Below are 12,359 nucleotides of genomic sequence, written 5' to 3'. Positions count from 1 at the left end.
CGAAAAGGACTGGAATAAATTACAACGCGGTGACAAACAAGGTCCCTTTTGACGAAACTTGGGCTTAAATCCCACCGCTTTGTCATAGGGGAAATGCCAGTGAAATCGATCCAGCGGATTCTATTGTCGAGCTTGCTTGTTTGCGTGGCTTGTGCGCCAGAATCTTCTTTCAAAAATGAAGTAACATCCGTTCAGGAGTCCGCAATTCTTGATGGGACAATGATTTCAACGCGCACAACGCCGGCATCTCGCAGTGTTGTGTATCTTGAGTTCCTCAAAAAAAATGGCATGCGCCAGTCTTACTGCACAGCCACACTCATTGCTAAAAACATCGTACTCACAGCTGCTCACTGTTTTGATTCAGACCTTATTCCTGATGTAAAGAGCTTCAACGTCGTATTTAGCACCCAGGTCGTTGATTTCGGCACGCGCATTTCTCGTCCAGGAGTTGCGACAAAAAGCCATCCTGACTACAACACGCTTCAGAGAAAACCGCGTCTTTACGATCATGACATCGCGATTGCAATGTTCAGTGGAGACCTGCCGCAAGGTTTTGCACCGGTCAGTATCGATTCCGACGTCGCGGCTGATTATTCAAACGCGGATGTCTACGTCTATGGCTATGGCCGCTTGTACGACTACACCGGCACGCCAGGTGATTACGGCTCAGGCGGTGGAGGCTATCTTCGTCGTGGCGTGATGCGTGTGAATGCGACTTACAATCAAACTCCAGACAGATATTTTATTGCACCAACTTCTAAAAACTTTGTTTGCCAGGGCGATTCCGGTGGGCCTGAGTTTTACAACAAGGGAAGTGTGCTGAAGGTGATCGGCGTGAACTCGGCGGCGATCGGAGACCTTCTTCCGAATGGCAGACAGCTTTGCCGTGGAGTTTCTCAAGCAACGAAGGTCGCTCCGTTTGCTTCTTGGATTATCAATGAACAAAAGAAAATGTTGAATCGGTATCAGTAGGTAGGTTTATGAAGACGACATGGTGGATTTTCTTTGCACTTTTAGTAGTTTCTGTTGCGAATGCAGATGATGGTAGCGGCGTTTATGGTTATGGCTATTGGATGCCAAGGCTGATCAGCGATTATTTGAAAGTCGTTGATAACAACTCGCCAAAAGAAGGCGCGGCGAAATGTGAAAGCGTCTACGCAAATGCGATGAACAAGGGTGTGATCGACATTCGTTATGCTCTTGGCTATTTCGACGATTCAACGGGTGAAGAGAGAACCTGGAACGGGATCAACTATGGTCTTTCTCCAAGTCTCGATATCGAAACATTCAATGCTCTTCGTAAAGAGCTGACGACTCGTTGCTGGAACCGCAGCTTGCGAGCGTGCGGTTTTGATGAAAGCGGCGACCCAAAACAGGGTAAAGTGGTTTTGCAAAAGTACGTGGATCTTCACGGTAAGAAAACTCTGGTGCGTTTGACCCTGACTCAGGCGTCAGCAACGCCGTCATTTGTTGATAACAAAGGTTCTCAAGCAGCTCGTCAGAACTTCTTGACGTTGCAGTCTGAGGACAACTTCTTTAACGGTTTGAAAGTGGCGGACGTGGTATTGTACAACGGCCACTCTCGTAACGGGGGCGGTCCAGATTTTAATCCGCCGATCCTAATGGCTAACAAGCATGTGAATTACAAAGGTTACTACGAGGTAAAGCGCCCGGGCATTATCAGAACTATGGCGTCTTTGAAAGAGAACCCTAATAAAGGTATCATCGTCGGCCTCTTCTCTTGTTATTCAAAGAAACACTTCTACAACACGTTTATGCAGGCAAATCCTAGCCAGCGCGTGATCTTGAGTGCTGATACGATCGATTACTTCGATTCTCTGAAGGCTTCTGTGGGCTACCTCGAGGGCATCTTGCGCGGCAGTTGCAGTCAGGAACTCGCGGATCTCGCAAAGCAAGAGGATAAGCTAAAAACCGGCTTCCAAGGTTACAATATCAACTAAGGTTGAAGTAACAATAGCGCGAAAATAAAAAAGGCTCCTTACCGGAGCCTTTTTTATTTTGATGAGAATCATCAAAAAATCAGAGTCTTTTGACTAGTGCGAATCGAGGCTTTTGCCAATCCACGTATTGAAGTAGCGATTACTATTGCTTGGGAAGACGCCGTAACCGAACTCTGCATTCAGGAGTTCAACTTTGGTTGAAGTTGAAACCAAGTTTCTTTTTACAAGGGCCTTCAATGCCGGTTTTAAACCTGTGTCGTTGGCAATGAGTGGACTAAAGCGATAAGGCTTTTGGTCTTTAACGTGCAAGCCTGAATCTAAAATATCAAATAAGAAAGTCGTGCAGTTGCTAGACCACGTGTCGTAAGCAACGCCGTACTGAATGCGATGGCTCACCATCATGGCTTCACGCAAAATCGAGCCGGCTTGGTCCGGCGTTACATTGAGGTCCACCTCATAGACGTTGAATTTATTTTCAGTAAAGCGCTTTTTGACTTCATCTTGGGTAGAGAAGATTTGCAAAACAGAGGCGTAAAGATCTTCATTGAAGCCTTTTACCGGATCATAAGGAACGCCCTTGGGTGCCATGTAGTTCATTGAAACCATCACGTCAGTTTCAGTTTCAATCGGGGCGCCGCCATCGTGTTCGTCATTGGGATAAAGCTTGATCACAGAACCTGGCTTCAGTTTAAAGCGCATTTCCGTGTGCGAGATGTTGATCAGACTTAAGAAGTTCACGGGTTTTGCGTTGAGGTCGACAACTTCGTAGCTGAGGCTACCGATCTCATTTAAAGGAAGGATCGCTTTATAGAAAACACCAGCTTTGCGAAAGTTTAAAACCGTGATGCTGTCAGCGGACTGGCTGACGATCTTTACCGCGCGCTTTCCGGAAGTGTCGATGCATTGGCCTTTGTATTTTCCGGCCTTCATCAGTGGGCAAGGCTCGGTATCCATTGCCAAAGCGGTGAGGGAACAAAGGCTTAATGCCAAGCCGACAAAAGCTAAGGCGAATTTATTATTTAATTTCATCTGCATGGACTTCCTCACTTTTTAAGGGACTTCTTCCATCGTGATCACGTTTTTATTTTTACTGAGAACTTTAAAGCGCGTGCCGGACTTAAACAAGACTTCTTCCTCCATCGGAGCGGAGGAAAGCGGCGCAATGTAAACGCCGGTCTTTGAGTGAATCACGAATTGCAGGGGTGCTTTGCTGTAGGAACTGTTCCGAGTTGTGCTTGTGAACGCTTTTTCCTCCACCACGCAGCCTTTGCAGTATTGTTTCATCACAGCAGGCGGGAGCAGGGCGATTCCGCGACGAACAACGCCTTCATAGGGCTGAAGCTTTTCGAGGCCGGCGTTGATGGCGTCGATCAAAAATTGATACTTCGCGAGTTCTTCAGGAGGACCTTTGCGAAGAGTGTCGTTTAAAACTTTGTACTGAGATCCTGAGTAAATCGAAATCGCAAAGACATCGAGATCGCTGATGTTACAGCCGATTTTTTGCAAGTAGGGACGAAGGTAGCTAATGCGTAGTTGGATTTGATTTTCAGTATAAAGGCGGTGCTGGGTTTTAAGATCCAAAGCACTGAAGGCGGTGGTTTGTTCTTCAGCCGTTTGCAACTGGGTTTGCAAAGCTTCGACTTGGTCCGGAGATTTAGTTTGGGCCTCGGTGATTTTGCCTTTGAGGTAATTAACGCGATTCACGTTGCCGCCGGCCTCTGGAAAGCCAAACGCGTTCACGTATCCTTCATAAAAAGATTCACCGAGCGGAGCCGCAGCTTCCGCGGGAAGGGGTTTACAAGATAAGCCGTGGTCTTGAGCTGAAGCCCAAGACAGCGGTGCCAGGACTGCGAAAAAGAGCCAAAGAGCCGTTTTCACTGGGATAACCTCACTTCCATGGGAGGCCAGAAATGCAAGCCGGGGGCCATCGCCAAAATCAATAAATCCCATCTGGGAGCGCCTTTGCCCATTGGCTAGACGCTTTTTCGCCTACAGCGGCACTGGATCGCCTCGCTGGCAGGAGCAAGAGCCTGCAATATTGCTATGTTGCCTATTGTTGCGAAACTCTTTTTGATTCCACACTTTCTGTGGCTTCGCTTTTTATCGCCGGCAGGAGTACAAGAGACGGAAACCAAGGAGGATTTAGTGAAACTCTTTAAAACTTTCGCAGTGATCATGGCTCTTTCATCGGCAACCGCCCTCGCAGACACCCAAGCTCAATGTCCGGATATTCAGGGGACCTTTGTGAATCAAAACAAAACGGAAACCTATGAAGTCTCCCACGTCAAAAAAGATGCCGGACTCACTTACACATTGAAAATCACACAGTCGGTAAATGATGCTTTCACCGTGGACTATGTTGTCGACTCTAAAATTGATCAAAACGGTGGCGCTTTAGGCCCGGTGACGACGCAGATTTCATGCGAAAACCAGGCCCTCGTGGTGGCGCTGCAGACCCTGATGGGTACGGACACTCATAAGTTTACGTTGAATCAAGACGGCAACCTTGTGACCGAAGAAATTCTGAGCCTTCGTAATGGCGAGAGCCGCTCACAAGGCACGACGATTTATACTCGCCAGTAATTAGCTTTTCATTTTCTTTTTACTGAGTCTTTCAAAACGCAAAGTCAGGAAGATCGCAGTGAAAACCAGTCCGAAGAAAAGGCCCCACCAGACTCCGGGGCCTTTTAAATCAGCCACGAACGCCAAATAGTAACTCGCAGGCAAACCGATGATCCAGTAAGCGATAAATGCCAGGATCGAAGGCCATTTCGTATCTTGCAGTCCACGCAGAATTCCCACAGCCACGGCTTGGATACCATCGAAGAATTGGAAAGCCGCCGCCACCGCGAGGAAGCTTGAGGCATAGGCGATCACTTCAAGTTCATTTGTGTAAATCGCTGCCAGCAAGTCGCGCGCAAAGAACACAAACAACGCGCTGACAAGCATATAGCCCGCGCCCAAGATCAAGGCCACGCGGCCAGCAAAGCGAGCCGCCGTGAAGTTTTTAGAACCGGACTCAAAGCCGACACGGATCGTGCCCGCGGCACCAATGCCGACGGTGACAAGAAAACTGATTGATGCCAAATTCAACGAAATCTGATGAGCCGCGAGTTGAGCGGCACCCAGCCAGCCCATCATCACAGATGAGAATGTAAAGGCGCCGACTTCAAAAATATAAGTGAGCCCATTCGGGATTCCGAGGCGGAAAAGCTCTTTCATGCGCACATTGTGCAAAGCCCGGCGCCAACGTTGCGCGAAGTATTTTTTAAACTCCGGATGACGGTGAACATAGGCTACCATCATAAGTGCCATCAGCGTGCGGCAGAGTAAAGTCGCTAGGCCCGAGCCGTTGAGTCCCATGGCCGGAAAACCAAAGTGGCCGTTGATGAAGATGTAATTGCCGAAAATATTTAATACCACGCAAATGATCATTACATACATGCCGACCGTGGCCTTGCCGATGCCGTCAGTAAATTGCTTGTAAGCCTGATACACCAAGCTCGGGAACATTGAAAAAATCAGGTACGTGGCGAAGCTCTCAGACAGGCGCACGACTTCAGCCGTCTGACCCATATGCTCCATGAGTGGCTTCATGAACCACAACGCTGTCATCAGCACGGCAGAAATGAGAGCCGCTGTGGCAACACTGTGACGGAGCCATTCGCCACCGTCTTCGTTGTCGTTGCGACTGTGACTTTGTGCAAACAAGGCGGCGGTCGGCGCCAAAATGCCGATGCCGAAAATCAAAAAGACAAAGAAAAGCCCGCCGGTGAACCCTGCGGCACCGAGAGAGTCTGCACCCAATCTTCCCACCATGATGTTGTCGGTGAGAGTAATGAGAGTTTGGCCGACATTGCCAATAATAATGGGAACTGCCAGCCGCATGGTTTTGCGGCTTTCAGCCATGAATTTAGATTGCGACAACTTCTTTAATCTCTGGGAAAGCTTCCTTCATGCGGACTTCGATGCCCTCTTTGAGGGTCGCCGTCGAACTTGGGCAACCCGCACAAGCTCCACGCATATGGATGTACAAAATATTATCTTCGTATTTGTTGAACACGATATCGCCGCCATCTAAAGCCACCACCGGGCGGATCTCAGCGTTTAAGAGGCCTTTGATTTGCTTAACAATCGGGCTATCGTTCGCGGAATCATCAGCCGCCAGTGCTTCGAGTTTGAGCACAACAGGTTCACCTTTATCGAGGTGCTCTTGAATCAAGCCTGCCAAAGGCTCTGCCAGCATGCTCCAGTCAACCCAGTCTTGTTTCGTCACGGTGATAAAATCAGTACCGACGAAAACAGAGCTCGTCCAAGGAAAGCCAAAAAGCTTTGCCGCTAAAGGAGAGCGTTCGGCCTCTTGAGCTGTTGGGCAGTCGAAACCCGCATCTGTAACCTGGCGCTGGAGATGGAATTTGAAGGTGGCTGGGTTTGGAGTGCTCTCAAAAGTAACTTTTGTAGGATTAGACATAAGAAGCTCCTTTAGCGGCTGCCAATGTACAGCAAATTCCACTTTCTGCCAAGCGTGTTAATTTCCTCAAATTCTTGATTAAAAACAGCGGAATGAATACCTTCTTTGGGATCTTTTATTAATACCCCAGAGGCTACCGAAGGAGCTAAATAATGACACCAAGAGTAAGAGAGATTTTGAGCTGGTATGGCGCTGACAACCCAGGGACTTTGACGAACCTTGCGCGTATGATGAATCACGGGAAGTTGGCAGGCACAGGTAAGCTCGTCATTTTGCCGGTGGATCAGGGTTTTGAGCACGGTCCGGCGCGCACGTTTGCGATGAATCCAGATGCTTACGATCCAAGTTACCACTACCAACTCGCGATCGAGTCCGGTTGTAATGCTTACGCAGCTCCCCTCGGCGCTTTGGAAGCCGGTGCCCGTGAGTTCGCTGGTGAAATTCCTTTGATCTTAAAGATCAACAACTCCGACACTCTTTACACGAATAAAGCTCCGATCTCTGCATTGACGTCTCATATCGACGACGCTCTTCGTTTGGGTTGCGCGGGAATTGGTTTCACGATCTATCCGGGCAGCGCTGAAAGAAAGCATATGTACGAAGAAATCGCGGTGGCGGCTTCTGAGGCGAAAAAAGCGGGCTTGGCCGTCATCATCTGGTCTTATGCTCGTGGTGAGCAGATCTCTAAAGAGGGCGAAACGGCTATTGACGTGATCGCGTACTCAGCTCATATCGCAGCTCAATTGGGCGCCCACATCATCAAAGTAAAACCACCTTCTGCCCACATCGAGCAAGAAGCGGCGAAAAAAGTTTACCAAGCTCAAGGCATCAAGGTTGCGACAATGGCGGATCGTATCCGTCACGTGGTTCAATCATCTTTCAACGGTAAACGCATCGTGATCTTCTCTGGTGGCGAAGCGAAAACAACCGACGATCTCATGAAGGAAATCAAAGAAATCGCTCAGGGCGGTGGCTTCGGTTCGATCATGGGCCGTAATGCTTTCCAAAGACCAAAACAAGAATCCATCCAGTTGCTACACAGTGTGATGGAAACGTTCGCAGGCAAATCACTTTAGGAGCCAGTTCATGTCGACTCACGAGAATCCGCTGAGAGCGGAGAAACGCCGTAAACTCCATGCCCTTCGAGAAAAGGGCATCAATCCTTACCCTTACACTTACGATCGCACGGGGAAGGTGGCGGAGCTTGTTGCGAAATACGCAGCAGGTTTGCAGCCAGGTGAAAAGAAGCCTGAGTCTGTATATCGCATTGCCGGCCGTCTGATGACTTTGCGTTCAATGGGGAAGGCTTCCTTCTTCAACGTTCAAGATCAAACAGGCACTTTGCAAGTTTACGTAAAAGTTGAAGAGCTCTCTGAACAAGAGCGTGCGGCGTTTGAGCTTCTCGACCTCGGTGATATCGTGGGTGTGGAAGGTTATGTGTTTAAATCTCAGAAGGGCGAGTTCTCGCTTTACTGCAAACACATTCAGATCCTGACTAAGACTTTGGAGCCATTGCCAGAAAAATTCCACGGCGTTCAAGACGTGGAAATCAAGTACCGTCATCGTCACTTGGATTTGATGACGGATCCGGATTCTCGCAAAGTTTTCGAAACTCGTTCTAAGATCATTAAAGAAATCCGCAGATTCCTAGATGACCGCGGATTCATGGAAGTTGAGACTCCGACGTTGCAACCAATCTACGGAGGAGCTGCGGCGACACCGTTTACGACTCATCACAAAGCTTTGGACATGAAACTCTACATGAGAATTTCGCCTGAGCTCTACTTGAAGCGCCTGATTGTTGGCGGCTACGAGAAAGTGTATGAAATTAGTAAAAACTTCCGTAACGAAGGCATCGACCGTACTCACAATCCTGAGTTCTCGCTCCTTGAGTTCTATGAAGCTTATACAGATTACAACTATCAAATGAATCAATTCGAAGAGTTGATTTCAACCCTCGCGCAAAAAATCACCGGCAGCATGAAAGTGAATTACCAGGGCAAAGAAATCGATTTCACTCCGCCTTGGCGTCGTTTGACTGTTTATGATGGCGTGAAAGAGTACGCGAAGCTTGATCCTGAAAAGGCGAGCGACGATGAAATCTTCGAAGCTCTCAAAAAAGCAGGTACGCGCGAGAAAGAAAAGTACAACCGTGGCGAAATGATCATGGAACTTTTCGAACTCACAGCCGAAGAGCACTTGTGGCAGCCGACCTTTGTGATGGATCACCCCGTTGAAATTTCTCCACTGACAAAAATTCACCGCAAAGACAAGCGCTTGGTCGAGCGTTTTGAGCCGTTCGCCGCTTGCATGGAAATCGGTAATGCTTATTCTGAGTTGAACGATCCAGAAGATCAGTTGGCGCGTTTGAAAGAACAAGAAGCCAATCGTGGTAAAGATGAAGAAGCGCATCCAATGGATGAAGACTTCTTGATGGCGATTGATTCTGGCATGCCGCCAACAGGTGGCGTGGGCATCGGGATTGAACGTATCGTGATGATCCTAACCGATCGTCCAAGTATCCGTGACATCATCTTCTTCCCAACGATGAAATTCGGAGGCAAATAATGAGATACCTTCTTGCATTTCTTTTTCTAGTTTCCTGTGCGCCGAAGCCGACGAAAGTCACTTCGGAGACACCGGTGGTTTCTCGTAAAGAAGTGCAAAAGGCCAAGGTCACGGCAAATACCGTGATTTTGGATGTCCGTGCTCCGATGGACTTTAATCTTTCGCATATTCCGGGCTCCGTGAATGTGGCGTGGGAGGACTTTTCCCGACGTGCTCCGGACTATCGCGGTCTTATTGAAAAAGATCTCCATCCCATCGCGCGCCGTTTGGCTTTAATTGGTATAGACCCTCAGACGCCGGTTTTAATTGTCGGCAAAGGTCAGCTCGGTAAAGGCGAAGAGGGGCGTGTCGCTTGGACTTTGGAAAGTCTTGGCATCACAAATATCCAGCTTGCAAATGTTGAAGATTTCCGTGAGCGCCGGGAGGGCGGGGCTGAGATCAAAAACAAGAACTTCTGGACGCCCCAACTGAATCAAGACCTTGCGATCGGCTGGGATGAGCTGAAATCTAAAATCGAAGGCACGAGCTACTTTCCGACACGTGCTCGCACAAAAGCACTGAGCGGAGCTCCACTGCCAATCAAGGATCTTAACTTCGTTGTGATTGATGTGCGTTCGCCGGAGGAATACTCTATCGACAACCTTAATAAGCGCACGCCTCGCCAGTTTAGATTCTATAATATTGATTGGCGTGAGTTCTTTACGGAAAACATGGATCCAAATCCTGCTGTCATGAAAATGCTGAATGAAAAAGGCATTACAGAAATGACCGAGATTGATCTGATCAGTAATCACGGTGTTCGTTCGGGCTCTGTGACCTGGGCTTTACAAAGACTCGGTTACAAAAAAGCCCGCAACTTTTCGGGCGGTTATGAGGCGGTTCGCTTCAGCACTGATAAAAAAGCCGATAAAAAGAAAAAATAGACCTTACAGATCCTTCTTTACGATCTCATACATCGACTGCGGTAGTGTCGCGAGTTCCTGTGACAGGATGAGTCCCGTCATGCGACGAACTGCGCGTGAACTCATCAGGTCTTTTCTGCGCTCCAGAGCTTCGGAATAGACAATCTCATGAATAATCATTGCCGCCTGTTGTTCGGACGGAAGTCTTAGCCAGAGTTTGCGGTCAATCACATAGCGTGTGCCATTATAGATCGGATTTCTTTGAACGATCAGCTGACGAAGCTCACAGGTTGCCGGGATCTGAGTGATATCTTCATCCGGAGTGGGGGCGAGTTCACGATCCGTCAAAAAGAAGCTCTCTTGGCGGAAACGTTGTAAGAGCTCGCTATATTTTTCCCAAAGATCCGCATCGCGCTTTTTTAGACGAAGCAAGAATTTGTTCGCCGTCTTCAGGCTTAAGTCAAAATTGTCGTGGATACTCAATTTTGAAAAGTTATCCACTTGAGTGAGCGACTGCGGATGGGGATGCAAGTAATACACGACTTGAGCTTCGTAAACATCCAGCGCTTGCACAGTAGAATCACAAAGAAGGATCTTGCCACCGTTACCGACTTCTTTCCATTCAAGGCTAACGCCGGCAAAGCTGAGGCTTGCAAAAGCCAATGTCAGCACCAGCAAAGTATTACGGATTAAACTCATTGGGACGCTCCTTTTCTTGCGGACGTCTTTGTGACAGGGACGAGTTGAATATTTAGGCGATAGACTTCGGTTTTATCTCCGGCCTCCAGAAGGCCTGCAACCTTACGGCGGAAGTCCCGGATCAGCACCCGGATATCATTGATTTTGCGCGGGTCTGCGGGCATTTCAATGCTCGTGATATCACGGACGTCAATGCTGTCTTCATTCAAGGACTCCATCGCATGCTCGATACCCTGGCGGTGATACTTACGAATGGCATCTGAAGAAACGTTGTGGGAAGTCGTGATGTCTTTCTGAAGACTTTTATAAATGCCGTCTTCCAGTTGTACCAACTGAAGGCGCATCAGACGTTCTAGAATTTTCTCAACCGCCGGTTTTGTGGTGCGAAGGCGCTTTGCCATCCACGCCACATCCGACTGAAAGCCGTCGGTTTCCATCAAACACAATAAAGAAAAATTCTTGCGGTCGGCAATCAGCGAAAACTCATCGGCTGCGAGCTGGCGCGCGCCTTTGATTTCTTGATGCAGATTTTTTTGATCGCGAATAACGTCCATTACCCATTGAGAGTCTTGAAAATTCAGCTTCAATCCCTGGACGATTCTACGCGTGATTTCTGTGCCTGGAATATTTTGGCCTGACATGATTTCAGAAAGACGGCCCGGAGAAATTCCCAGATCACGGGCAAAAGCCCGCGAAGAGTAGGATCTGTTTTTGGATTTTCGCCCTTCAAATATCGTCTTCAAAATTTCGGCGATAGTTTTACGTTCGGCCATAAGCTTCCTGTTCATATTCAGAGCTTCTTAAAAGAGCAAGATTCCAGGCGAGAGTTGGAACGGTTAAAGGTCTGAGTCCTCTATTAAAAAGCGGCGACCTACCGTAAGCCTGAATGCATGAGAAGTATTTTATTTTTTAATTTTTTCTTTGTAGGCGTTTACTTTTTATATGCTCAGACGATTCCTGTCTGGTTTTGGAAAAATCCAAAACTTTGTCCTCCGGGATATGCTCAAGTGCCGGCACTTCCAGGCTATGCCAGCACGGATTTCTGTGTTGGTGCTTATGAAGCAAAGAATGTCGGAGGCGTCGCTGTTTCGCAGCCGACAGGAACGCCTTGGGGGTCTGTCACTCGCGCCGAAGCCATCGCCGGCTGTCAGGCCAATGGTAGCCGCTATGATTTAATTTCAAATGATCAGTGGCAGGCGATTGCGAGAAACATCGAAAACGTCGCTACCAACTGGTCGTCGGGAGTTGTCGGCTCCGGGGCAATCAATCGCGGCAACAGCGCTTCATCATCGAGTGTCACAGCCTGTGCCGGGACTGACGGACTCTATGGCAGCAACGGCGGCAGTGGCTGCACGTCGACGGTGAACTTTGCGCTGAAGCGTACGCACACACTTTCTAACGGTCAGGTGATCTGGGATTTTGCCGGGAACGTGAATGAGTGGGTCAAAGATGCCAACGTGAATTACAGCCTTACGCAATTTATTTCACAGGTAACAAACACAACCGCGAAGGCGATGTTTGGTCCCGGAGGAACATACACCTCGTTAAATTCCGGTGAGTACGGTGGCTTAGGAAAGCTCAACTCATTTTCTGCCGGCGGTGCGACGTTTCGTGGCGGCAATTGGGGGGAAGGAACCACGTCAGGAATTTTTCGCGCAGAGACGGCGTTTAACAACACGGACAGATTTGATGATATCGGATTTCGCTGTGTCTATCAGATTCCCTAGTTATCAAGCGACAGATCCAAAAAAATAAGTC

13 protein-coding genes are annotated in these 12,359 nt (G+C 48.5%); 7 read left to right on the top strand and 6 right to left on the bottom strand.

Annotation, left to right across the window (positions count from 1 at the left end):
* Window positions 1–93 precede the first annotated feature (93 nt).
* Complete coding sequence (locus JSU04_04685) at window positions 94–972, top strand: trypsin-like serine protease (protein MBS1969575.1); 879 nt, start codon at window positions 94–96, stop codon at window positions 970–972.
* An 8-nt stretch (window positions 973–980) separates the two neighbouring features.
* Window positions 981–1,961, top strand: coding sequence for a hypothetical protein (locus JSU04_04680; protein MBS1969574.1), 981 nt, complete (start codon window positions 981–983; stop codon window positions 1,959–1,961).
* 93 nt (window positions 1,962–2,054) lie between these two features.
* Here JSU04_04680 and JSU04_04675 read toward each other — a convergent pair whose 3' ends face one another.
* Together JSU04_04675 and JSU04_04670 are read right to left on the bottom strand one after the other, a co-directional pair.
* On the bottom strand, window positions 2,055–2,996 hold the full coding sequence (locus JSU04_04675) for a DUF4105 domain-containing protein (GenBank protein MBS1969573.1): 942 nt from the start codon (window positions 2,994–2,996) through the stop codon (window positions 2,055–2,057).
* A 15-nt stretch (window positions 2,997–3,011) separates the two neighbouring features.
* A complete protein-coding gene (locus JSU04_04670) occupies window positions 3,012–3,839 on the bottom strand; it encodes a hypothetical protein (protein MBS1969572.1) in 828 nt (275 codons plus the stop codon).
* A gap of 267 nt (window positions 3,840–4,106) precedes the next feature.
* On the opposite strand from JSU04_04670, the gene JSU04_04665 reads away from it, so the two are divergent.
* Window positions 4,107–4,544, top strand: a complete 438-nt coding sequence (locus JSU04_04665; protein MBS1969571.1) for a hypothetical protein — start codon at window positions 4,107–4,109, stop codon at window positions 4,542–4,544.
* Here JSU04_04665 and JSU04_04660 read toward each other — a convergent pair whose 3' ends face one another.
* Together JSU04_04660 and JSU04_04655 are read right to left on the bottom strand one after the other, a co-directional pair.
* Window positions 4,545–5,849 carry an MATE family efflux transporter gene (locus JSU04_04660; protein ID MBS1969570.1) on the bottom strand — a complete coding sequence of 435 codons (1,305 nt, stop codon included), beginning with the start codon at window positions 5,847–5,849 and terminating at the stop codon, window positions 4,545–4,547. It lies immediately after the preceding gene.
* Between the two features lie 25 nt (window positions 5,850–5,874).
* On the bottom strand, window positions 5,875–6,432 hold the full coding sequence (locus JSU04_04655; protein ID MBS1969569.1) for a NifU family protein: 558 nt from the start codon (window positions 6,430–6,432) through the stop codon (window positions 5,875–5,877).
* 152 nt (window positions 6,433–6,584) lie between these two features.
* Here JSU04_04655 and JSU04_04650 point away from each other — a divergent pair, with 152 nt between their 5' ends.
* From JSU04_04650 to JSU04_04640, 3 genes are read left to right on the top strand one after another with little or no spacing between them, the layout of a single operon-like run.
* The gene (locus JSU04_04650; protein MBS1969568.1) at window positions 6,585–7,508 is read left to right on the top strand and encodes a class I fructose-bisphosphate aldolase; all 924 of its coding nucleotides are present in this window, start codon (window positions 6,585–6,587) and stop codon (window positions 7,506–7,508) included.
* Between the two features lie 10 nt (window positions 7,509–7,518).
* Complete coding sequence (gene lysS / locus JSU04_04645; protein MBS1969567.1) at window positions 7,519–9,000, top strand: lysine--tRNA ligase; 1,482 nt, start codon at window positions 7,519–7,521, stop codon at window positions 8,998–9,000.
* A complete protein-coding gene (locus tag JSU04_04640; GenBank protein ID MBS1969566.1) occupies window positions 9,000–9,923 on the top strand; it encodes an ABC transporter ATP-binding protein in 924 nt (307 codons plus the stop codon). Before lysS ends, JSU04_04640 begins: the two co-directional genes overlap by 1 nt.
* Window positions 9,924–9,926: 3 nt before the next feature.
* On the opposite strand, the gene JSU04_04635 is transcribed toward JSU04_04640, so the two are convergent.
* Both JSU04_04635 and JSU04_04630 read right to left on the bottom strand, forming a co-directional pair.
* Window positions 9,927–10,601 carry a hypothetical protein gene (locus JSU04_04635; protein ID MBS1969565.1) on the bottom strand — a complete coding sequence of 225 codons (675 nt, stop codon included), beginning with the start codon at window positions 10,599–10,601 and terminating at the stop codon, window positions 9,927–9,929.
* A complete protein-coding gene (locus JSU04_04630) occupies window positions 10,598–11,389 on the bottom strand; it encodes a TIGR02147 family protein (GenBank protein MBS1969564.1) in 792 nt (263 codons plus the stop codon). The genes JSU04_04635 and JSU04_04630 overlap by 4 nt, the downstream gene beginning before the upstream one ends.
* Before the next feature lie 102 nt (window positions 11,390–11,491).
* Here JSU04_04630 and JSU04_04625 point away from each other — a divergent pair, with 102 nt between their 5' ends.
* Entirely contained in the window at window positions 11,492–12,328 is an 837-nt protein-coding gene (locus JSU04_04625; GenBank protein MBS1969563.1) for a hypothetical protein, read from the top strand.
* Window positions 12,329–12,359: the final 31 nt, after the last annotated feature.

The organism is Bdellovibrionales bacterium, assembly GCA_018266295.1.
In the GTDB taxonomy this organism is placed as follows: Bacteria; Bdellovibrionota; Bdellovibrionia; order Bdellovibrionales; family Bdellovibrionaceae; genus JACMRP01.
This window is presented reverse-complemented; position numbering and strand designations above follow the sequence as displayed.

Coding starts and splice junctions, on each gene's coding strand:
- JSU04_04685 (MBS1969575.1), top strand. CDS start 94: ATGCCAGTGAAATCGATCCAGCGGATTCTATTGTCGAGCTTGCTTGTT.
- JSU04_04680 (MBS1969574.1), top strand. CDS start 981: ATGAAGACGACATGGTGGATTTTCTTTGCACTTTTAGTAGTTTCTGTT.
- JSU04_04675 (MBS1969573.1), bottom strand. CDS start 2,996: ATGCAGATGAAATTAAATAATAAATTCGCCTTAGCTTTTGTCGGCTTG.
- JSU04_04660 (MBS1969570.1), bottom strand. CDS start 5,849: ATGCGGCTGGCAGTTCCCATTATTATTGGCAATGTCGGCCAAACTCTC.
- JSU04_04655 (MBS1969569.1), bottom strand. CDS start 6,432: ATGTCTAATCCTACAAAAGTTACTTTTGAGAGCACTCCAAACCCAGCC.
- JSU04_04650 (MBS1969568.1), top strand. CDS start 6,585: ATGACACCAAGAGTAAGAGAGATTTTGAGCTGGTATGGCGCTGACAAC.
- lysS (MBS1969567.1), top strand. CDS start 7,519: ATGTCGACTCACGAGAATCCGCTGAGAGCGGAGAAACGCCGTAAACTC.
- JSU04_04640 (MBS1969566.1), top strand. CDS start 9,000: ATGAGATACCTTCTTGCATTTCTTTTTCTAGTTTCCTGTGCGCCGAAG.
- JSU04_04635 (MBS1969565.1), bottom strand. CDS start 10,601: ATGAGTTTAATCCGTAATACTTTGCTGGTGCTGACATTGGCTTTTGCA.
- JSU04_04630 (MBS1969564.1), bottom strand. CDS start 11,389: ATGAACAGGAAGCTTATGGCCGAACGTAAAACTATCGCCGAAATTTTG.
- JSU04_04625 (MBS1969563.1), top strand. CDS start 11,492: ATGAGAAGTATTTTATTTTTTAATTTTTTCTTTGTAGGCGTTTACTTT.